The organism is Gammaproteobacteria bacterium (assembly GCA_009838035.1).
Taxonomy (GTDB): domain Bacteria; phylum Pseudomonadota; class Gammaproteobacteria; order Steroidobacterales; family Foliamicaceae; genus Foliamicus.
This window is the reverse complement of sequence record VXSK01000003.1, coordinates 121,527-140,850: the sequence shown is the minus strand read 5'-3', so window position 1 is coordinate 140,850 and position 19,324 is coordinate 121,527. Positions and strand designations below refer to the sequence as shown.

General features: G+C 61.4%; 23 protein-coding genes. 9 read left to right on the top strand and 14 right to left on the bottom strand.

The features are described from left to right. The first annotated feature begins 63 nt into the window (after positions 1-63). Both F4Y72_03250 and F4Y72_03245 read left to right on the top strand, forming a co-directional pair. Positions 64-651: a phosphatase gene (locus F4Y72_03250; GenBank protein MXZ27304.1), complete on the top strand. Its 588-nt coding sequence runs from the start codon at positions 64-66 to the stop codon at positions 649-651. A 34-nt stretch (positions 652-685) separates the two neighbouring features. Continuing rightward, complete coding sequence (locus F4Y72_03245; GenBank protein ID MXZ27303.1) at positions 686-1,156, top strand: thioesterase; 471 nt, start codon at positions 686-688, stop codon at positions 1,154-1,156. 75 nt (positions 1,157-1,231) lie between these two features. Here the strand turns inward: F4Y72_03245 and F4Y72_03240 are convergent, their stop codons facing one another. Then, positions 1,232-1,696, bottom strand: coding sequence for a DUF2784 domain-containing protein (locus F4Y72_03240; GenBank protein ID MXZ27302.1), 465 nt, complete (start codon positions 1,694-1,696; stop codon positions 1,232-1,234). Positions 1,697-1,788: 92 nt separating this feature from the next. Here F4Y72_03240 and F4Y72_03235 point away from each other — a divergent pair, with 92 nt between their 5' ends. The 5 genes from F4Y72_03235 to F4Y72_03215 are packed head-to-tail and all read left to right on the top strand — an operon-like array spanning position 1,789 to position 3,544. Further along, positions 1,789-2,046 (top strand): type II toxin-antitoxin system Phd/YefM family antitoxin, encoded by a 258-nt coding sequence (locus F4Y72_03235; protein ID MXZ27301.1) that lies wholly within the window; start codon positions 1,789-1,791, stop codon positions 2,044-2,046. After that, the gene (locus F4Y72_03230; GenBank protein ID MXZ27300.1) at positions 2,043-2,327 is read left to right on the top strand and encodes a type II toxin-antitoxin system RelE/ParE family toxin; all 285 of its coding nucleotides are present in this window, start codon (positions 2,043-2,045) and stop codon (positions 2,325-2,327) included. Before F4Y72_03235 ends, F4Y72_03230 begins: the two co-directional genes overlap by 4 nt. 51 nt (positions 2,328-2,378) lie before the next feature. Next, the gene (locus F4Y72_03225; GenBank protein ID MXZ27299.1) at positions 2,379-2,675 is read left to right on the top strand and encodes a cupin domain-containing protein; all 297 of its coding nucleotides are present in this window, start codon (positions 2,379-2,381) and stop codon (positions 2,673-2,675) included. A 27-nt stretch (positions 2,676-2,702) separates the two neighbouring features. Next, positions 2,703-3,209 (top strand): OsmC family peroxiredoxin, encoded by a 507-nt coding sequence (locus F4Y72_03220; GenBank protein MXZ27298.1) that lies wholly within the window; start codon positions 2,703-2,705, stop codon positions 3,207-3,209. Between the two features lie 17 nt (positions 3,210-3,226). Continuing rightward, positions 3,227-3,544: a chorismate mutase gene (locus F4Y72_03215; protein ID MXZ27297.1), complete on the top strand. Its 318-nt coding sequence runs from the start codon at positions 3,227-3,229 to the stop codon at positions 3,542-3,544. Between the two features lie 96 nt (positions 3,545-3,640). Here the strand turns inward: F4Y72_03215 and F4Y72_03210 are convergent, their stop codons facing one another. The 4 genes from F4Y72_03210 to F4Y72_03195 all read right to left on the bottom strand — a co-directional run bounded on the left by F4Y72_03210 (position 3,641) and on the right by F4Y72_03195 (position 5,988). Then, positions 3,641-4,060 (bottom strand): hypothetical protein, encoded by a 420-nt coding sequence (locus F4Y72_03210; GenBank protein ID MXZ27296.1) that lies wholly within the window; start codon positions 4,058-4,060, stop codon positions 3,641-3,643. Beyond that, on the bottom strand, positions 4,057-4,875 hold the full coding sequence (gene pyrF / locus F4Y72_03205) for an orotidine-5'-phosphate decarboxylase (GenBank protein MXZ27295.1): 819 nt from the start codon (positions 4,873-4,875) through the stop codon (positions 4,057-4,059). The genes F4Y72_03210 and pyrF overlap by 4 nt, the downstream gene beginning before the upstream one ends. A 113-nt stretch (positions 4,876-4,988) precedes the next feature. Then, positions 4,989-5,537, bottom strand: a complete 549-nt coding sequence (locus F4Y72_03200) for a hypothetical protein (protein ID MXZ27294.1) — start codon at positions 5,535-5,537, stop codon at positions 4,989-4,991. Between the two features lie 172 nt (positions 5,538-5,709). Then, complete coding sequence (locus tag F4Y72_03195; protein MXZ27293.1) at positions 5,710-5,988, bottom strand: type II toxin-antitoxin system Phd/YefM family antitoxin; 279 nt, start codon at positions 5,986-5,988, stop codon at positions 5,710-5,712. Between the two features lie 233 nt (positions 5,989-6,221). Here F4Y72_03195 and F4Y72_03190 point away from each other — a divergent pair, with 233 nt between their 5' ends. Beyond that, positions 6,222-7,043 (top strand): alpha/beta hydrolase, encoded by an 822-nt coding sequence (locus F4Y72_03190; protein ID MXZ27292.1) that lies wholly within the window; start codon positions 6,222-6,224, stop codon positions 7,041-7,043. 78 nt (positions 7,044-7,121) lie between these two features. Continuing rightward, entirely contained in the window at positions 7,122-9,551 is a 2,430-nt protein-coding gene (locus tag F4Y72_03185; protein ID MXZ27291.1) for a TonB-dependent receptor plug domain-containing protein, read from the top strand. A gap of 7 nt (positions 9,552-9,558) precedes the next feature. Here F4Y72_03185 and F4Y72_03180 read toward each other — a convergent pair whose 3' ends face one another. Genes F4Y72_03180 through F4Y72_03140 form a run of 9 tightly spaced genes read right to left on the bottom strand, consistent with a single transcriptional unit; the run spans position 9,559 to position 19,270 of the window. After that, on the bottom strand, positions 9,559-10,917 hold the full coding sequence (locus F4Y72_03180) for an NAD(P)-binding protein (protein MXZ27290.1): 1,359 nt from the start codon (positions 10,915-10,917) through the stop codon (positions 9,559-9,561). Beyond that, positions 10,910-11,902, bottom strand: coding sequence for a trypsin-like peptidase domain-containing protein (locus F4Y72_03175; protein ID MXZ27289.1), 993 nt, complete (start codon positions 11,900-11,902; stop codon positions 10,910-10,912). Before F4Y72_03175 ends, F4Y72_03180 begins: the two co-directional genes overlap by 8 nt. Positions 11,903-11,904: 2 nt before the next feature. Further along, positions 11,905-12,321, bottom strand: coding sequence for a PaaI family thioesterase (locus tag F4Y72_03170; GenBank protein ID MXZ27288.1), 417 nt, complete (start codon positions 12,319-12,321; stop codon positions 11,905-11,907). A gap of 18 nt (positions 12,322-12,339) precedes the next feature. Further along, positions 12,340-13,344 carry an ATP-binding cassette domain-containing protein gene (locus F4Y72_03165; GenBank protein MXZ27287.1) on the bottom strand — a complete coding sequence of 335 codons (1,005 nt, stop codon included), beginning with the start codon at positions 13,342-13,344 and terminating at the stop codon, positions 12,340-12,342. Beyond that, a complete protein-coding gene (locus tag F4Y72_03160) occupies positions 13,341-14,306 on the bottom strand; it encodes an ABC transporter ATP-binding protein (GenBank protein ID MXZ27286.1) in 966 nt (321 codons plus the stop codon). The genes F4Y72_03165 and F4Y72_03160 overlap by 4 nt, the downstream gene beginning before the upstream one ends. 9 nt (positions 14,307-14,315) lie before the next feature. Then, the gene (locus F4Y72_03155) at positions 14,316-15,164 is read right to left on the bottom strand and encodes an ABC transporter permease subunit (GenBank protein MXZ27285.1); all 849 of its coding nucleotides are present in this window, start codon (positions 15,162-15,164) and stop codon (positions 14,316-14,318) included. Positions 15,165-15,217: 53 nt separating this feature from the next. After that, entirely contained in the window at positions 15,218-16,147 is a 930-nt protein-coding gene (locus tag F4Y72_03150; GenBank protein MXZ27284.1) for an ABC transporter permease subunit, read from the bottom strand. Positions 16,148-16,190: 43 nt separating this feature from the next. Next, positions 16,191-17,771 carry a peptide ABC transporter substrate-binding protein gene (locus F4Y72_03145; GenBank protein ID MXZ27283.1) on the bottom strand — a complete coding sequence of 527 codons (1,581 nt, stop codon included), beginning with the start codon at positions 17,769-17,771 and terminating at the stop codon, positions 16,191-16,193. Continuing rightward, positions 17,768-19,270, bottom strand: coding sequence for an amidohydrolase family protein (locus tag F4Y72_03140; protein ID MXZ27282.1), 1,503 nt, complete (start codon positions 19,268-19,270; stop codon positions 17,768-17,770). The genes F4Y72_03145 and F4Y72_03140 overlap by 4 nt, the downstream gene beginning before the upstream one ends. Between the last annotated feature and the right edge of the window lie 54 nt (positions 19,271-19,324).

Here is a 19,324-nt window from a genome sequence, read left to right as displayed (position 1 = left end):
CCGCCTTTCGCCAGGCGACCGAAAGACAACCAATGAATAGCAATAACATTCACTCCGGAGGTAATGAAAATGAGATCCATCTTTCTAGCCGGGCTTCTTCTCGTCGGCATGGCTCATGCCGACGACACTCAGGAACAGCCGACGGACAGCGAGGCCCTTGCGCCGGAACCGTTGGTGAATGAAGACGAATCAACGACAGTCCGGGACATACTGAACTTCCATGAGATGACGGATAACATCGCGATTGGCGGGCAGCCGACCGTCAGCCAGTTGGCTCAGGTCGCGGATGCGGGCTACTCCGTTGTCGTGAACCTGGCAATGCATGACTCGGACAACGCGATACCGGAAGAGGGCAGCGTCACCGCTTCCCTGGGCATGTCCTACATTCATATCCCCGTTCCCTCGGATGCGCCCACGTCAACGCACGTCCGGAAATTCTTCAACGTGATGGACGCCTTTGAAGGCGAAAAAGTCTTTGTTCATTGCGTTGTGAGCGGACGAGTGTCCGCCTTCATCAATCGATACATGATGCTCACGCAGGGGGCAACAGCCGAGCAGGCCACTTCGCCATTGCTGCAAAGATGGCTGCCCGCCATGGAGGAACCCTGGACGTCGATCATGAAGCTGGAGCTGGACGATATCGAACAATGAAGAATCGGAATCCAGCCTCGGGCGGTACTGACGGATGAGCGAGGGAAAGGTTCTCCTCTACGAAACGAGCATCAAGCCGGAGTGGATCGACCACAACGGCCACATGAACGTCGCCTTCTTCGTGCTCGCCTTCGACGAAGCGACGGACGCCGCGTATGAGCACTGGGGCATCGGCATGGACTACCCGGACGTCAGCGGATGCTCGGTGTTCACGCTGGGCATCAACGTCGACTACCTGGGCGAGCTGTTCGAAGGCGATGCGATCCGCGTCGAGACGACGCTCGTGGACTACGACGCCAAGCGCATCCATTACTTTCATCGAATGATCGATACGGGCAAGGACAAGCTCGTTGCGACCAACGAGTGCCTGTGCATGAACGTTGACCTGACGGCCAGGAAGTCCGCGCCGTTCCCGGATGACGTTATCGAGAAGCTGGCGCCGTTTGCCGGTGACGCTGAACCGCCCAAGGGCTTCGGCCGCACGCTGCGCATCCGGCGTTCGTGACGGGGCAGGCGCCGCAAGGACAACAACCCAACGGCTTCCTCTCACGGACATGCGGCATCTCTTGAGGCGCCCTTTTTACCTGATACGCGTGAAACGGCGCGGACGCACCCAGAGCCAGCTTCCGACGACGGCGGCTCCGAAGAGCGTATAGCAGACCGCAAACACCCATGCCGGCGCCCGGTAGTAAAGCAGCGTTTCCAGCCAGTGCGCCACGAACGATCCCGGATAGGTCGAATCGCCGGCGCGGGAGCGGAGCGTCATTTCAATGGTCGTGAGAGGGCAGATCGCCCCGAACCATGACTGAACCACCACCACCCCTATGGCGAGGAGGTGCGCCAGTCGAAACCACGGATTTCGGACCCACGACCAGCGACGCGCCTTGCCGGCGAGGATGAGCGCGAGACCACCGATAACGAACGCGACGAACAGCACATGCAGCAATAGAACCGCATCGGCGGCCAACTGATAAATCGAGGATGATTCCGCCTGCTCCACCGCCCCTCCTGCGACCTGGCTCACGACTAACCCTAACTGATCCATAGGCCCCCGGGCGGTGAAGTCGAACTATCGCGGTATTTCCATTTGTTATAATTTGCACAATTAAGAAAAATTGTACTAATAAAGGAAATCCCATGTCTGAACAGTTTCCCATCACCGAGATTCGCGAGAAGTTCGCGGAAATCACGGGACGCGTGCAATTTGCCGGCGAACGCATAGCGATACAGAAGCATGGCAAGACAGTTGCCGCTTTGGTGCCTCCTTCCGATCTTGAAGCGTTGAGGGCGCTTGAGGAGCAGCTCGACTTGCTCGACGCCCTTGAAGCCCTTGCGGATTATCGCGACGAAGGTGGAGTCAGCCTTGAGGACCTGAAGGCGAGCCTCGGCCTTTGACTTACCGCATCGTCTTCTCACGGGCGGCGGAGAAAGACCTTGCCCGCGTCTCTAACCGTGCAACGCTTCGACGACTGGTTCGTGCGATAGAGGCCTTGGCGGATGAACCGCGCCCGGCCGGCGCCAGGAAACTGCGGAGCGCAACCTCGATCTGGAGAATCCGCGTAGGCGACTGGCGTGTCTGCTACACGATCGAGGACGATGAACTGCTTGTCCTCGTGCTCACGGCCGCACGAAGGGGAAACGTGTATGAACGCCTCCGTAAGCGCTTGAGTAAGTAGGGGGTAGCAATGGCGAATTCAGGCGACGCAGTCCGGTTGACGCCGGACGAAATGGCCCGACGCATTCCCGATGCGGCAGGAAACAGATTTCATGTCGGGTTGGAAAGGGGCCAGCTCCAGGTTGAGTTCTACGTTCCCGAGGGCACGGATCCGCAGCAACCCCACAGCCGGGACGAATGCTACGTGGTGATCCGTGGATCGGGACGGTTCCAGATGGGAGAAGAGGTGGTCCCGTTTAACGCGGGCGACTTCCTCTTCGTGCCCGCCGGGGTGGAGCATCGGTTTCTTGATTTCGGTGACGACCTGGCAACCTGGGTCATTTTCTACGGCCCCGAGGGCGGCGAGTGATCGCCTGGCTATCCGTCTGTTAAAGCCATGAAACGAGAACACACTTACACAACGACTGTTACCTGGCAGGGAAACAAAGGTGCGGGAACCGTCGCGTACGACGCCTACGCACGGGACTACGAAATAGCCTGCGATGGTAAGGAAACAATACGCGGTTCGGCCGATCCGCTGAACTTAGGGGACGCAAAGCGTCACAATCCGGAAGAAATGCTCGTCGCCGCGCTGTCAGCCTGTCACATGCTTTGGTACTTGCATCTTTGCGCAGCCAGCGGCCTCGTTGTTGAGGCGTATGAGGACTCGGCCGATGGGCTAATGCTGACGTGTCGTGATGGCTCCGGTGAGTTCAATAAAGTGACGCTAAGGCCACGCGTCACCATTTCAGCCAATAGCGACGCGGACGAAGCGATGCGTTTGCACACGAAGGCCAACGAGATGTGTTACATCGCTCGCTCCGTAAATTTCCCGGTACACCACGAACCGGATATAGTCGCGGGCGCACCTGCTGGTGGTGACTTTCAGATACCGGATTCCTGAATTCGTTTGATTGTGTGATGAACAAGAAGCCTTCAACTCGGCCCGATGCCGAGCGCGATCACGTTGCGCTGGCGGAGTACCGCGCCAGTATCGACAACATTGATGCTTCGCTGATTTACTTGATGGCCGAGAGGTTCAAGATTACGGAGAAGGTAGGAGAGTACAAGAAAGAAAAGGGGCTCCCGGCTGCTTCGGTCGATCGAGAACAGGTGCAATTTCGGCGCATGGAGCAACTGGCTAAAGACGCCGGCGTAGATCAGGAATTCATGGGCAAATTTCTGAGGTTCATCATGGACGAAGTCATCAAGCGACACGAGAGAATCAAGGAACGATAGATTTCTGCTGTGCCTGCGTTCACGCGGCGTGGGCTTGGCCCCTCACGTCACTTCGAAGTCGGACATCTTCTCGGTATTGCTGGAAAGGGTTGGATGTCAGCAGGTGGTTGGCGTCCACGAGCGCTTGCGTCTGGCTACCTGTCGGGAGAGGTCTTCGCCTTCAAAACTTACCGGCTGCGCATGCTGCACATTGAGTTCCGTCAGTCGCAGATTGACCACCGACCAGGCGCCGTCCTCGTCTGAGAGTACCGCGCCCAGGCAGGTTCCGCACACGCGGCAAATATAGAAATCTGTCGCCTGCAGCCCGAAGCGATACTTCTGCAGATAACGCTCGTCCGCGATACGAATGGTGGTCGAGCCTTCGGGATCGGCCCAGTACGTCGCGCCGTGTTTCTGGCAGAAACTGCACTCGCAGGAACGCGCAACAATGTCATCGAGCGCCGTTCGCGTCGTGAGTTCAAACGACAGGTTCCCACAGTGGCACGCTCCCGCGATGCTGTGTGGTGTCCTGTTCACCCCGCTTCGTGTTGCGCAATTTCGCCCGAAAGCCGGCGAGCCGCTTCCTCGATACCGTGCGGAGTCCCTCCGCCGGAGTAGATGATGGAGCGCGACGCGCTGATGATCAGACTGTTAGGACTGACGGACGACCTGCCGTTCCTGATGCTCGAAGCCAGGGAGCCATTCTGAGACCCGATGCCCGGCACGAGGAAAGGTACGGAGGGCGCCGCCTTGCGGGTAAGAGACATTTCCTTCGGGAAAGTGGCGCCGACCACGAGCATCACGTTCTGTTTGTCCTGCCACAACTCTTCTGCTTCAGCGGCCACTTTTTCGAACAACATGCTTCCATCGATATGCATGTCCTGCAAGAAACCCGAACCGGGATTTGACGTCTTGCACAAGATAATGGCTCCTCGATCGTCGCGTTCAATGAAGGGCTCTATGCAATCCAGCCCAAGAAACGGACTCACGGTTACCGCATCCGCGCCATAGCGGTCAAAGGCCTCCAGCGCGTACATCTTCGACGTGTGTCCGACATCTCCTCGTTTCGCATCCAGGATCACAAGCGCATCCGGCACTTCTTCCCTGATGTACCGGATCGTGTCGGCCAACTCGTCTTCCGCGCCAACCGCGTGATAAAAGGCAGCCTGGGGCTTGAAAATATTGCAATGGTTCTTTGCCGAATCGACGATACGTTTGTTGAATTCGAAAATGGGCCGTTTCGCGCTGCGGAGATCGTTCGGAATCTTGTGCAGATCAGGGTCCAGCCCTACGCACAATTGAGCATGGCTCCCGCGAAAGGACCTGGCGAGTTTTTCGGGAAAAGTCAGCATTATTTTGCGTGCACGGATTTTCCTGGCCGGATTACGCGTATTTTACGACTCCGCCACTATTTGAGCCATCAGGCCGTGCCGCCAGTCACCTGGCCCTATCGTGATTGAACCGGTCAATTCGCCCTGGCCGCTTGCAGTGCCTGAATGAACACTGCCGGTTCCTCAAGGCTGACTAGCAACGTCGTGCCGTCGTTGAGCGGCAGGCTGGCCACCGATGAGCGATCAGTCAACGCGACCAGCGCCTTGCCGCCGCCGACCAGTCTGAACCACCCGAGCGAATAACCCAGCGAACCGAGCCCGTTGGTTCGCACACCAAGCCGCACTTCGCGGTCCGTTCTCATGTTCACGACGTGGGCGCCCGAGGGTTCGATCGTGTCCAGCGGAATCGAACGGCCGTAGACCGGAACGCTGAATTCGAGCGCGTCCCCGGTAATCGTCACGCTGGACCGGTAACCGCCGTAAAGAAAATAGACTAGGAGCAATGTAATCAACACAGGCAGGCCAACCGAGAGAGTCAAGCTGATCCAGGATTGCGACGCGAAGTAGCGCGCAGGACCTCCTCCGCTTACTACTACGAATACGCTGATCGCCAGTGGCAGGGCCGCCAGCAGCGCCAGGACGGTTGAAGCCGTCGCATCAATCGGAATGATCGGAAATCTCATCGCGCCACCACCGACGCCCGCAACTGTCGGTAACGAATCGCGCTGCACTGATCCCCGCCTTCCTGTCCGGGTTCGATGAACATTCTCCTGGTAATTCCTCAGCAGGCCTATGCTGCGGCGCTGGACTCTTCAGCTACGACGAGCGGAACCAGAGCGGACGAGTCCAAATATCTCATAGTCGTTCGATCCGATCTTCGGTGAGCGTGTCCGACAAACTGGTGGGCAATTGAATAGGAGGCTCGTCCAGTATGGCGGCCGATTTTCCTTTGCCCGGCCGCAACAGCCCGGATCGGATGAGCGTCCGACGCAACCCGTCGGCGGTAGCCGCCGGCGGCATCAATCGGGCAACTGGCTTGCCTCTGTAAAGAACCTGAACTTCGCCACCGCGGCTGACTTCGCGGATATAACGCGACAGGTTCGCCTTCAGGTCTGAGATCGACGCCGTCTTCATGATGACTAGTATGACGTTCACATTATGACCATCAAGTCTAGACTTGCTTGATCGATGCGCGAGACGGGGCGGCTGATATGATCCGTTTCCCACTGGAGGAACACGTTATGACAGCCACGCGCAGAGACACATTGAAGTACACCGGAGCCGCGATTGCGGTGATGTCCGCGGCTCGCGCCGGCGCCGCCGAAACGCGGGCGGAAGGCAACCCCTGGGCGGTGAGGTCCGGTCCCATGGACGTGCCCTATGTGCCCAGGCGCGGCTACGCGGACGGACCGTTCGGGCAGGTCCACTTCCGAGACACGGGCGAAGGAAGGCCCCTGATTCTGTGTCCGCAGGCGCCTCAGACTTCGCGCCAGTTCGAGAACGTCTACGAACCCCTGGCGCGCCGCGGGATCCGGGCCATCGGCGTCGATTCTCCCGGGTTCGGGGAATCGGACCCCACGCCCTTCGTGCCCACGGTCAGTGACTGGGCCGAGGCGGTGCCCGCCGTGCTCGACCTGCTGGGCATAGAAAAGGCCGACGTGCTCGGCCACCACACCGGGGGCATGGTGGCGACGGAAACGGCCGTCCTGTTCCCGGAGAGAGTGAACAAACTCATCATCAACGGGCCTTTGCCTATGGGCGAGGAAGAACGAAGCAACTTCCTCAAGTTCGTCGAGGCAGGCGAGATCAACTTTGTCCACCAGGCCGACGGCAGCCATATGCAGGACGCCTTCGCCGGGCGCTACCGCATGTACGTGGACGGCGGAGGAACGCCCGACCCGAAGCTCATCACGCGCTATACGGTGGAGCGCTTCCAGGGTTACGCGCCGTTCTGGACGGGCCACCACGCGGCGTTCATCTACGACCACAATGCGGGGCTCATGAACGTCATGGTCCCCACGATGATCCTGACCAACACGGGCGACCAGATTTACGAAAATGCGAAGCTGGCCGCTGAGATGCGTCCCGACTTCGAATATGTGGAGCTTGAAGGCGGCGGCATCGACATCGTCGATCAGATGCCGGAGGAATGGGCCGACGCGGTGGCGGGCTTTCTGACAAAGGCCTGAGCGCCGTGTATTATGCGTTGAGCTTGTCAGGCGGGGTTGGCCTGGCTTGTTTCTCTTGATCTCTGGGAGGGGACACCTATGAAGTCACGAAATCTGCTTGCGTTCTCAATTATGGGCCTGATGGCGTTGCCGGTTGCGCAGAGTGCTTTGTCGCAGGATCTCTCGCTGGAGGAAATTGTCGTCACCGCCCGGAAGCGCGAAGAGAACATCTACGAAATTCCGATCTCGGTGTCGGCATTTTCGCAGGACCAACTGGACTCGGCCGGCATCGGCGATTTCCATGAGCTGTCGAAGCTTGTTCCGGGTCTGGACTATCACGGTGTCACGGCGACAGCCGGGCGCGTGAACCCACAGATCCGCTTCCGCGGAATGAACCAGCAGATTATTACGCCCTCGACCCAGGTGGGCGCCCTGTTCTGGGACGGGTCGTACATCGCGGCCGGCGGCGGCTTCCTGCCCATCACGGACGTGGAGCGCGTCGAAGTCATCAAGGGACCGCAAACCGCGTACTTCGGGCGCAACACGTTTTCGGGCGCGGTCAACTATATTCCCCGGCTTCCCGGGGACGAGTGGGAAACGGACCTGACGCTGCAGTACTCGCCGTCTCAGAACGAAGAGTACATCGTTGGCGTCGGCATAGGCGGTCCGATCTCGGATACGGTGGGTCTGCGCCTGTACGCCGGTTACGAGCAGAATGCCGGCGATTTCAATTTTCAGGACGGCTCGCCTTTCGGCGTTCAGCAGGATCTCACCTTCAACGGCACGCTGACCATTGACGTCACCGAAGACTTCCGCCTGAAACTCACCGGATACTACGTGGACGCCGAGGATGGCGGCGTTAACGGTGGCGTCGATTCAAGGTTTCACGGGACTGCGGCCAGCGAATGCGGAATCGTCTACACGGGCGAGTATCTGAATCCTGCCACGGGCGCACGGACTCCCTTTACCCGAACTATCGCCACCGACTTCGGCGGGTCCCACTTATGGTGCGGCAAGTACCCCGACGGCGAGCACCTTGTGTTCGGGATAACACGGACACCTGAGGGCAACTTCCCTTTCGGCCAGAGATTTGGCGGTCGTGTTCTTGACGCAATTCACCCTCTGCTCAGGGATTTCGACATCCTGAAGGATCCGCCGGACGAGTTGGGTGGATTTAACAGGACCTACCGCGTTCAATTGAGCGGCGAATATGACGTTTCCGATCACACACTGTCGTTCCAGGCTTCGCTCGCGGACACGGGAACCATTAACAACGTGGACTTCTGGTATGGCATTCCATCAATCCCCGGCACGTCCTTTGCTCTTGGGACTCAGATTGCCACGAAGGAAAACTATTACGAGGCCCGGATCGCCTCGCCGCAGGACCAAAGGCTCCGGTATCTTGTTGGCGTCAGCGATTATGACCAGCGCTATCGGGCCGGTTGGCTCGCGACGCAGTCGCAGCTGGATCCGAACTCGCCTGTCGGTGCAAGGGTGGACTTCCAGGACAATGGGACCACGGCGCTGTTCGCATCGGTGGACTACGACATCACCGAGGATCTCACAGTGTCGGTGGAAGCCCGTTACACCGATGAAGAAGCGATAGCGGTCCTGCTGGGCAATAACTCCAATGCCCCCTGTTCATTTACGACCGTGTGCAATGAACGGAACGAATACACCGATTTCATTCCCAGGGTGATTTTCAGCTACCAGGCGTTTGAAGGGGCCACCGCCTACTTCAGCTATTCCTACAGTTCCCTGCTTGGCGTTGCCACGCAGGCCGGATTGGTCAACAGCGTTGCGCCGGAAATCATTCCTGACGATCAGTTGGAAGTGCTGGGTCTGTACACGCCGCCCCAGGAAAACACGCAATATGAGTTCGGCTGGAAACAGCAGACGGACAATTGGGGCTTTACAGCCGCCTTCTTTTACATCGACTGGAAACACCAGCCCTTCGCGTCGGTGATTCTGCTTCCCACGGGCGGGACGACATCCTTCCGGGGTCCGGGCAATTCCACGTACACGGGCATCGACCTGGAAGCGCAGGGCAATCTGACGGACTGGTTCAGCATTCGCGGCACGCTCACTTACGTGGACGCGATCATGGAGTCGTTCTCTTCGCGCGGGTCGAACGAGTTTGTAGTGCTCGGATCGGGCGCCTTGTCCGTCGTCAACGATGGCAACGAGGCGCGCAACACGCCGAAATGGACGGCATCACTGAGCCCGACCGTTCTTGCCGAATTCATCGGACGTGAATTCTTCTTCCGTACCGATTTCTTCTACGAAAGCGCGAAGTGGGCGGACTACTCGGAATTCAACCGGACGAAGTCAATGTTCAAGATCAATGCCCGCGTGGGATTCGATCTGACCGACAACAGCACCCTCGAGGTTTTCGGCACCAATCTCACCGACAACAAGGTCCTGCCCAACACCAACGGAACGACCAGCGGTCCCGGCGGCAGCCGCAAGGCATTCACGGCGGGCTACCAGAGGCGGGAATTCGGCGTGCGCGTGAGGGCGTCCTTCTAGGCCTTTTTCAGGCTTTCCTGAACCGCCAGCCGTACAGCATGCGCCCGTAGAAGTTGAACCACTTCTTCGCTTCGGGGTCTTCGAACGGGTAGTCGGCGCCGAGTTGCCTGGCCGCGATGAGGCCGGTCACGAAGCAGGTTTCCTGGCTGTTGATCAGCGTGTGGGCGCCGCAGTGCCAGCTTCGCCGCTTGCCCTGGATGAAGCGGAACAACTGAATCAGGATGGCGATGTGGCGCACGTCGTGGACGACGTGCTGGAACCACCACTTCTTGATGATTTTGCTTTCGTCGATCGGGCTGATCGCGTTGTAGGTCACCAGGCAGGGCTTGTCCGACCTTTTCGCCCACGGTTGCTGGTTGTGCATGATGTAGGTGATCTCATAGTTGTCAGGGCGCGTGCCGTACTGCTCGATGTGGTTGCTCCTCGTATCGAGCGCCTCCACGTCGCTGTCCGGAAGAACCGAGGCGTCCGAGTGCACGATGGTGTGGTTGTGCAGTTCGCTCTCGTAGCGTATCGAGGAGAGGATCGAGCTCTCCAGGTAGGTCGGGTCATGCAGCATCATCAGCGTCTGGTTCGCGTTGCAGGCGAAGACCACGTCGTCGAACTTCTCTGCGTTGCCGTTTTCATCCTCGACCAGGACATGGGACGGGCGCCGGTACACCTTCCGGACCGGCCGCTCGAGGTAGATCCTGTCCCGGAAATCGCCAGACAGCGCTTCGTAGATGCGCCGCGTGCCCTGGTCCCAGGTCTTCATCGGCGTCGCGGCTTCGATGTCGAAGAACTGCAGGTAGCGGGAGAACAATGACGCGGGCATATCGAACACGTTCGTCGCCATCAGGAAATTGACGAACATGGGCTTGAGGATCTTGTAGCGGAAGTCGCCCGAATACCGGCCCCAGTTGAGCACCGTTCCCATGCTGACGTAGTTGAACGGGTTCAGGAGATTGAGCAGCCTGGACCGGGTGTTGTTGACCCGGCCGAACCAGTGCAGACGCTTCAGGAGGTTCTGGAATTTCCGGATTTCCGGCTGCAGTTCCCGGCGGATGTCGGAGTCGAAGTCGTGCGCATAGACGCCGCCGCGATACTTCACGCTGTAGCTGAACCGGGTGTCGATCAACTCGATGTCGTGTTGCTGCATGACCAGCAGGATGTGCTGGTAAACAGAGGGGATCAGCGCGGTCACCGAGATGTCGAATGGAATCGAGCCGCCGCCGTCCTGCGGCATGTCGGCGGTAATGGCGTTGCCGCCCAGCCGGTCCTGCGCTTCGTAGAGCCGGAAATCGAACCGGTCGGGATGCCGGCTGAGCGCCCACGCGGCTCCCAGTCCCGAGACTCCCCCGCCAATAATGGCAACCCGTCTAGCCATCCCCCCGCGGTCCAAAGGCCTGAGATGCTCCGTTTCTTTCCTGCCGGTCTTTGTCAATCACGTCCCAAAGCCACTCAGGGTCGGGCATGGTCGCAACAGCAAAATACTCGAGATATTCGAGCTTGGCTGGTCGATAACCGACAAGAATCGAGAGTTTTTTCGGTCGGTCATAAGTAAATCTGAATTCGGCGTTAATTCCGACAAGATCGCCATTGCGATCCACAAGCGGACCTCCGCTGTCGCCAATCACAAACGGAACATCGTGCTTCAGGACCAGGAATTCAGGTAAGGTCCCGCGAGCTTCCTGCCATTGGATAGACAGAATCCTGCCTGCTGACAAGCGTGCGCCATTCCTGAAACTTTTCAAGTGCACGATCGGCCAGCCGGCGCCGATGACCGGATCTTCCTCTTGAGGAACAGTGCCGGCCAGATCGAAAGGCGCGAAAGAAGGCAGTGACTCCATGTCGGCATGAACAATGGCGAAATCCAATTCGGGCATCGGTTCACTGGACTCCGGTTCTTCGTTCGCCGCCGAACCGGCGATTGACGTCCAGACCATGCGAGCCGGGACCCCCGCAGCTCGGGTACGACCGTTATCCTCGGAGAGTCCGACAATCAGGTGCAGACTTTCCTCACCGTCAATGTTGTGGGCCGCAGTCAGAAAGTAGCCATCATCCGTAATTGGCACAGCCGATCCAATACCTCCCGTTCCCTTGCCTTCTCCGTGAATGGAAAGTTCCGATTCCTCGATCTCAACGGAAACGGAATCGAAGTTGCTCATCAGCATGGCGACTCGCGGTCCCAGGGATTCCGTCAACGGTATTCCGTCCACTATCTCGGCTTCCCATGCCGTCAGGCTTTGTTCTTTTTTGTCAGCGAGCCAGTTCGTTACTTGCCAGAGGAAATGGTTTGTGCATCCCGAAAGAAAAAGGAAAACACCGCCGGTCAGCGCCAGGGTTTTGAGCGAAAGTGGAAACTTCTTCATTTTTATTCGTTTGATACCGGCACGACCGTCCCTTGAGCAATGGCACAGAGCGTTTCGGCGCCGTCGCCCGAGACCGCGAAGACCTTGCCTTGGCACACGGCCTGGCGCTTGCTCAGGGCCGTGGTGCGCGCGCGTGCGATGAGCCGGTCGCCGATGGCGGGCCGTACGAAGTTGATCTTGAATTCCGCCATCAGGACATCGCCGCCGAGGGCAAGGCCGCCCGCGAAGGCCATGGCGTTGTCGGCCAGGTAGCTGAGGACTCCACCGTGGGCAAACCCGTGCTGCTGGGTCAGCTCATCGGTGACCGCCAGGGCGATTTCGGCGCTGTCGGGCCCGACCGATTCCAGCGAGGCCCCCAGGTGCCTGGTGAAGGGCTGCGAGTCGAAAATCTGCCGGGCGAGCTTCTCCAGAGTGCTCATGCCGCGCCATCTTATCCGCTACTGGCGTGGCCGGGGACGCGCTTCCCGCCAGTGGTGGCAGGCGACGCGATGCGAGGCCGAGACACTCTCGCCGGGCGGCCGCGTGCGCGCGCATTCGGGTGTGGCTATCGGGCAGCGGGTGCGGAAAACGCAACCCGACGGCGGTTCCAGCGCCGACGGGATTTCACCCGGCAGGGCGTCGGCCGCATCAAGCGGACCGAGGTCGGGATCGGCCACGGGAATCGCTTCGATCAGCGCCCGGCTGTAGGGGTGTCGGGGGTTTTCGAACAACTCGTCGCGCGGCGCGATTTCCATCAGCCGGCCGAGATACAGCACCATCACGCGGTGCGACATGTAGCGCAGCACCGACAGGTCGTGGCTGATGAACAGGATCGCAATGCCGGTTTCCCGCTGCAGCCGCCGAAGCAGGTTGCAGATCTGCGCCTGTATGGACACGTCGAGCGCGCTGACCGGTTCGTCGCAAATCAGTAGCTTGGGCCTGGTGATCATGGCGCGCGCGATGCTGATGCGCTGGCATTGGCCGGAGCTGAACTCGTTGGGATAGCGGCCGGTCATTTCGGGCCGAAGGCCCACCCGCACAAAAATGTCCGCTACTGCAGCCTGGCGTTCCCGGGCGGACATGTCCGCCGCATGCACGCGCAGCGGCTCGGCGACGATCTCTCCGACCGGCATGCGCGGGTTCAGGGCCGACAGCGGGTCCTGAAACACGATCTGCAGTTCGCTGCGCAGTTTTGTGAGCGTCTTCGGATCGGCGTGCGCCAAGTCCACGCCGCGCCAGAGGACGCGTCCCGCCGCCGGCGGGACCAGTTGCAGAATCGCCTTCCCGAGCGAAGTCTTGCCGCAGCCCGTCTCCCCCACGATTCCCAGCGTTTCGCCTTCGCAAAGCTCGAAGCTGATGTCATTGACCGCGCGCAGCGTGCTGGCGCGCGATCCGAACACGCTGGGGCGGCGTTGCTCGTAGTCAACGCAAAGCGACCGGACGCTGAGCAGCGGTTCGGTCATGGCGAAATGAGGTGGCAGGCGGCCGTATGCTGCTCTTGCGCGTCGCCCAGCAGCGGACGCTCGTTCAAGCAGCGATCCATCACGTGTTCGCAGCGCTCGGCGAACGCGCAGCCGCGCATTGCCGACAGCGCGTCCGGCGGCTGCCCCGGAATCGCCGGCAGATCGGTCGCGGCGTCCGTGGCGAGGCTGGGCAGCGAGGCGAGCAGACCCGCCGTGTACGGGTGCTTCGGGGCAGCGAACACTTCGCGCGTGGTCCCGGATTCCACCGCGCGGCCGTTGTACATGATCAGGATGCGATCACAAAGTCCCGCGGCGACGGCCAGGTCGTGCGTGATCAACACGACCGAGGTATTGGCGTCACGCCGCAGTTCGGCCAGCAGCCCGAGAATCTGCGCCTGGATCGTCACGTCGAGCGCGGTGGTCGGTTCGTCGGCGATCAGAAGATCGGGCCGGCAAATCATTCCCAGAGCGATCATCACGCGCTGGCGCATGCCGCCGGACAATTCGAACGGATACAGGTCGAGGCAGCGCTTCGGATCGGGCAAACGCACGGTATCCAGCATTTCCAGGGCCTTTTGGCGCGCCTGGCGGGCGTTCATGCCGAGATGCCGGCGCGCCGATTCTTCAAGCTGGCGGCCGATGCGCAGCGTGGACGTGAGTCCCGACAGCGGGTCCTGGAACACCATGGCGAGGCGCCTGCCGCGCAGCGTGTCGAGTTCGCGCCGCGGCGCATTGAGGATTTCGCGGCCCCGGTAGCGCACCGAACCCTCGGCGCGCGCGTTCCCGGCCAGAAGCCCCAGCGCGGCGAGAAAGGTCTGGCTCTTGCCGGCGCCCGATTCGCCGACCACTCCCAGGCATTCGCCTTCGGCCACGTCAAGGGAAAGCCCGCGCACGGCGGTCAACTCGGCGTCTCCGACGTCGAAGCGCACGCTCAAGTCGCGAATTTCCAGCAGCAGTGTCACGACCGGGCGCTAGCGGTGCGAGGGGTCGAGGGCGTCGCGCAGCCCGTCGCCGATGAAGTTGAAGCAGAACATCGTGATCGCCAGCAGCGTCGCCGGAAACAGGATCAGCCAGGGCGCCGTGTCGAGCTGGCCGACCGCCTGCGAGATCAGCAGGCCCCAGCTCGTCAGCGGCTCCTGCACGCCCAGCCCGATGAAGCTCAGGTAGCTCTCGATCAGGATGTTGGTGGGAATCAGCAACGTCACGTACACGACGACCGGACCGACCACGTTCGGAATGATGTAGCGGCGCAGGATCGCAGGGTTCGACAGCCCGATCGCGACCGCCGACTCGACGTATTCCTTGGCCTTTACGCTCAAGGTCTGGCCGCGCACGATGCGGGAGAGGGTCAGCCATTCGACCGCGCCGATGGCGACGAAGATCAGGAAAATGTTGCGGCCGAACACGGTCACCAGAATGATGATGAAGAACAACAGCGGCAGCGAATACAGGATGTCGACGAAGCGCATCATGAAGCCGTCGGTGCGCCCGCCCGTGAACCCGGCGATGGCGCCGTAGCCGACGCCGATGCCGAGCGCGACCAGCGTCGTCATCAGGCCGATCGTCAGCGATATGCGCCCGCCGTAGAACACCCGCACGAACTGGTCGCGGCCATTCGCGTCGGTGCCGAACCAGTGCCAGTTTTCGAAGCTCGGCGGCAGGAGGATGTTCTCCCAGGACGCGTCCTCGACCGCGTGCGGCCAGAACGCCGGCACCACGACCGACGTAAGCGCGATGAGCAGCAGCACGCCGATGCTTACCATCGCCGCGCGGTTGCGCCGGAAACGCCGCCCGGCCTGCCGCCAGAGCGAGCCGGACAGCTCGCCGCTCGCCGCCCGGCGCAGGGTCCGCGACCGCAACAGCCCGCCGGCTCTCACCGGTAGGTCCTCCGCACCCGCGGGTCCAGCGCCGCGTAGGCGAGGTCCGACATCAGGTTCAGCAGGATGATCAGCGTGCCGTAGACGATCACGATCCCCATGACCAGCGGGTAGTCGCGGTTCAGCGCGCCCTGGATGAAGTAGCGGCCGACGCCCGGCAGGTCGAAGATCAGCTCGATGACCAGCGAACCGGTCATGATGCCGGCCAGCGCCGGGCCGAGGTAGCCGACCAGCGGGATCGCGGCCGACTGCAGCACGTGGTTGATCACCACCTGGCGTTCCGGCAGTCCCTTGGCGCGGGCCGTGCGCACGAAGTTCGCGCGCAGAACCTCGAGCATTCCGCCGCGCATCAGCCGCGCGATGATTGCGAGCTGCGGCAGAGCCAGCGCGATGACCGGCAGCACCATGTTGGCGGCCGCGCCGCCGTTCCAGCCGGCCACCGGCAGCAGTTTCAGATAGAGCCCGAAGAACAGCGCGAGTATCGGCGCCGTGACGAAAGAGGGAATGGCGATGCCGGTCATCGCCATCGTCATCGTGGCGTGATCGAAGAGCCGGTTGTGCCGCAGCGCGGCAACGATCCCGCAGGTTCCGCCCAGCAGCAGCGCGACGAGCATCGCGATGAAGCCAAGCTTCGCGCTGACCGGCAGCCCGATCGCGATGAGCTCGGTCACGTTGAAGTCCTCATAGACCAGCGAGGGGCCGAAATCGCCCTGGAGCACGTTGGCGAGGTAGATCCGGTATTGCTCGAGCAGCGGCTGGTCGAGCCCGTAGGCGCGGTAGAGGTTTTCGAGCACTTCGGGATCGAGGTCCGCTTCCGTGTCGAAGGGGCCGCCGGGCGCCGCGCGCATCAGGAAGAAGGACGCGGTCGCTATCGCGAGCAGCGTCGGGATTGCGACGGCCAGCCGCCTCAGCGTGAATGCGAGCATCGCGCGAGCATAGCAGCCAGCTTCGCGGGCTCGCCGTTCTTCGCTACTGTTTTACGCGGTAGAGGAAGCGGGTGGCGGCCATGCCGCGCGAGTTGGGCGTGTAGCCGCGGATGTCGGGCGCCACCAGGTTGCGGTGCACCATGAAGTACAGCGGCATCACGGGAAAGTCCGCCAGCGCGGTCGCTTCGGCCTCGCGATACGCCGCCAGGCGGGCGGCGGGGTCGAGTTGCGCCTCGGCCACGGCGATCAGCCGGTCATATTCGGGATTCGAGTAACCGGAATAGTTGGTCGTGGCGCCGGACTCGAGAATGAAGAGAAACGTTTCGGGGCTGTCGGTGGGGGAGAACCAGGTGAACCGCGCGGCGGTGTAGTCGCCCGTTCCCACCGAGCGATAAAGGGTGCCGAAGTCGGTGAACAACAGTTCCGCGTTGACGCCGATTTCGCGCCAGATCGCCTGCAGCGCGATCGCAAGGCGGCGGTTTTCCTCCGGCGGTTCGTAGCGCAGTTCGAACGTCAGCGGCCGGTCCGGGCCGTAGCCCGCGGCTTCGAGCAGGGCACGCGCTTCGGCCAGTCGTTCGGGCATCGGCCGGTGGGCGTAATCCGGCACCGGGTTGTCGTAGTTGCTGACCACCGAAGGCGTCATCGTGTGGGCGGGCGGAACGCCGACCACCATGATCCGTTCGGCGATCTGCTCCCGGTCGACGCTGATCGTCAGCGCCCGGCGCACGCGCACGTCGTCGAACGGCGGCTTGCGATTGTTGAAGGTGATGTAGCTGATGCCGAGCGCGGGCCAGATCTTGAGCTGGCCGGGCAGGTTTTCCTCGATCCATTCCATCCGGTCGGCAGGAAACGTAAGCAGAAACTCAAGATCGCCCGCCAGGAACCGGCGCATGGCTGTCTCCGCGTTGGTGGTCGGGAAATACTGCACGGTCTCGATCTCGATTTCGTCGGCACCGTAGAAGTGCGGGTTCTTCTCCAGCCTTAGGTACGACTGCGGCACCCATTCGGCCAGGCGGTACGGTCCGGTGGTGACCAGCCGGCCGGGGCGCGACCAGCGGCGGCCGTGCTCTTCGATGACGGCCTGCGGCATCGCCGCCGCTGCATAGTTGCTGAGCTTCTCCAGCAGGGTCGGGTCGGGCCGTTGCAACTCGATGACAAACGTGCGCCCGTCCTCGGCGCGAACGCCGAGTTCGGTCGGATCGAGTTCGCCGCTCATGATGCGCCTGGCGTTACGGATCGAATAGAAAAAGGACCCGAACCGCGTGCGGTTCCCGGGCGTCAGAAGCCGGCGCAGCGTATAAACGAAGTCCTTTGCGGCGATCGGCGAACCGTCGGACCACTTGAGATTCTCGCGCAGTTTGAAACGGTAGGTCAGGCCGTCTTCGCTGATCTCCCAGGATTCGGCGGCGCCGGGGATCAGCCGGCCGGCCGAATCGTACGAGGTGAGCCCGGTGAAGAGATCGCGCATGATCGTCGACGAGGCGCCCGATACGATTTGCGGATCGAGACTGTTCGGTTCGGCCACGGCTCCGCGGCGCAGCGTATCCGCTGCCCCGACGCTGACCAGCAGCAGCGCCGCGGATGCGGCCAGCGCGCGACGGAAGGCGGGCATCGGTCGGTTCATGCGGCGGCAGCCTGTCCGCCGTTCGCCAGCATTTTCGCGACGTCGTCTTCCACGGCCGTGCCGGCGAAGAACTCCGGGTCCATGCTCGCGAACAGGCGCGCCGGGTTGTGGAACACGAAATCGGCGAAGTCCTCGCTGCTGAGCAGGTCGTCGTCCACCAGTTCATGCGCTTCGACCAGCACACCGGCCATCTCGGTTACGTCCCAGTGGCCGAAGTCGGACGAAAACATTGCGTTGAGTTTGCGTCCACCCGGCAGGACCCGCGTGTCGAACGCGGTCGCGTTCATGCGGTCGTCCGCCTCGCAGCCATAGTAGAAGTTCGGGACCAGCCGATCCAGCAGTTCGTCGATGCTGTTGACGTTGGCTGCCGCGAAATCGTCGACGCCGTCGCGTTCGACCACGTTCCGCAGGATCGCGCCCTTCGGCAGGCGCCCGGACAGGACTTCGCCGCCGTACTGCTCGAACAGCGTTTCCATGAGCGCCCGGTCGATCTTGGCCGGGTTGAACTGTTCGATGGCCTCGGCGCTACGTTTTTCCCAGCGCTCCTTCAGGTCGCAGACAAGGCTCGCGCCCCAGGCCACGCCGCATTCCAGGAACGCGAAATTGAGATCCGGGAAGCGGTTGGTCACGCCGCCGAAGAACAGCGCCTTGGCGAAGGCGTGGCCGGCATCGGCGAAATGCCCGGTCTGGTTGTACATGTAGTTGCTGATGGAGCGGCGCAAGTGCATGCCCTGGCCCACCGCGTGGGCGGTCACCGGCACCTTGAGGTCCATGCAGCGCTGCCACAGCGGGTCGTAGTCGTAGATACTGTCGATGGCCAGCGTATCCACCCAGAACGCGTAGGGCCTGAGCTCCGGGTCGACGTCCTGCACGGCGCCGATCGGGCGCTTCACGAGGTTGATGAACATCGGGACCTTGAAATCCAGTTCGCCGATCGCGTAGTCCAGTTCCTCGATGGCCTCTTCAGGCGTGTGGCAGGGGATAACGGCCGCGGGCGTGATGCGGTCCCCGAGGCCCCGGTAGATGTCGGCCATCATCAGGTTGTGGGCCCGGCAGGCGGCACGGCGCACGTCGTTGTCCGGAATCTCGGGCAGAAGGAAGCCGATCGTGGGGTAGACGACTGCGTAATCGATGCCCATTTCCGGCAACCGTTCGTGCATGAGCTTCGGCAGCATCGCGGTCGCCAGATCGACCGAATTCTCGGTGGGCGCGGCCCAGAAGGCGGGACGGATGAGGTTGTGGTGCCGGCGCTGGGCGTAGTCCATTTCGTACCAGCTGCGATTGTTCTGGCGGCGCAGGCTGGTGAACATCTTCTCGGACATTTCCGGTCCGCCCACCTGCTTGATGTAATCGAAAATCACAGGGAACAGTTCCACCATGTGCCCATCCGTGTCGATAACGGGATGGTCCAGGCGCGCGCGAAGTTTGCTGGATCGTGAAGATTGCGCCTGGCTCATGGTTTTTCGCTCCATCGCCTGCGATATCGCAAGGAGCAACATTAGACCATAAGGGCAGGGGAACCTGCCCACGGCCAGGTTCAAGGCAGGGCTCGG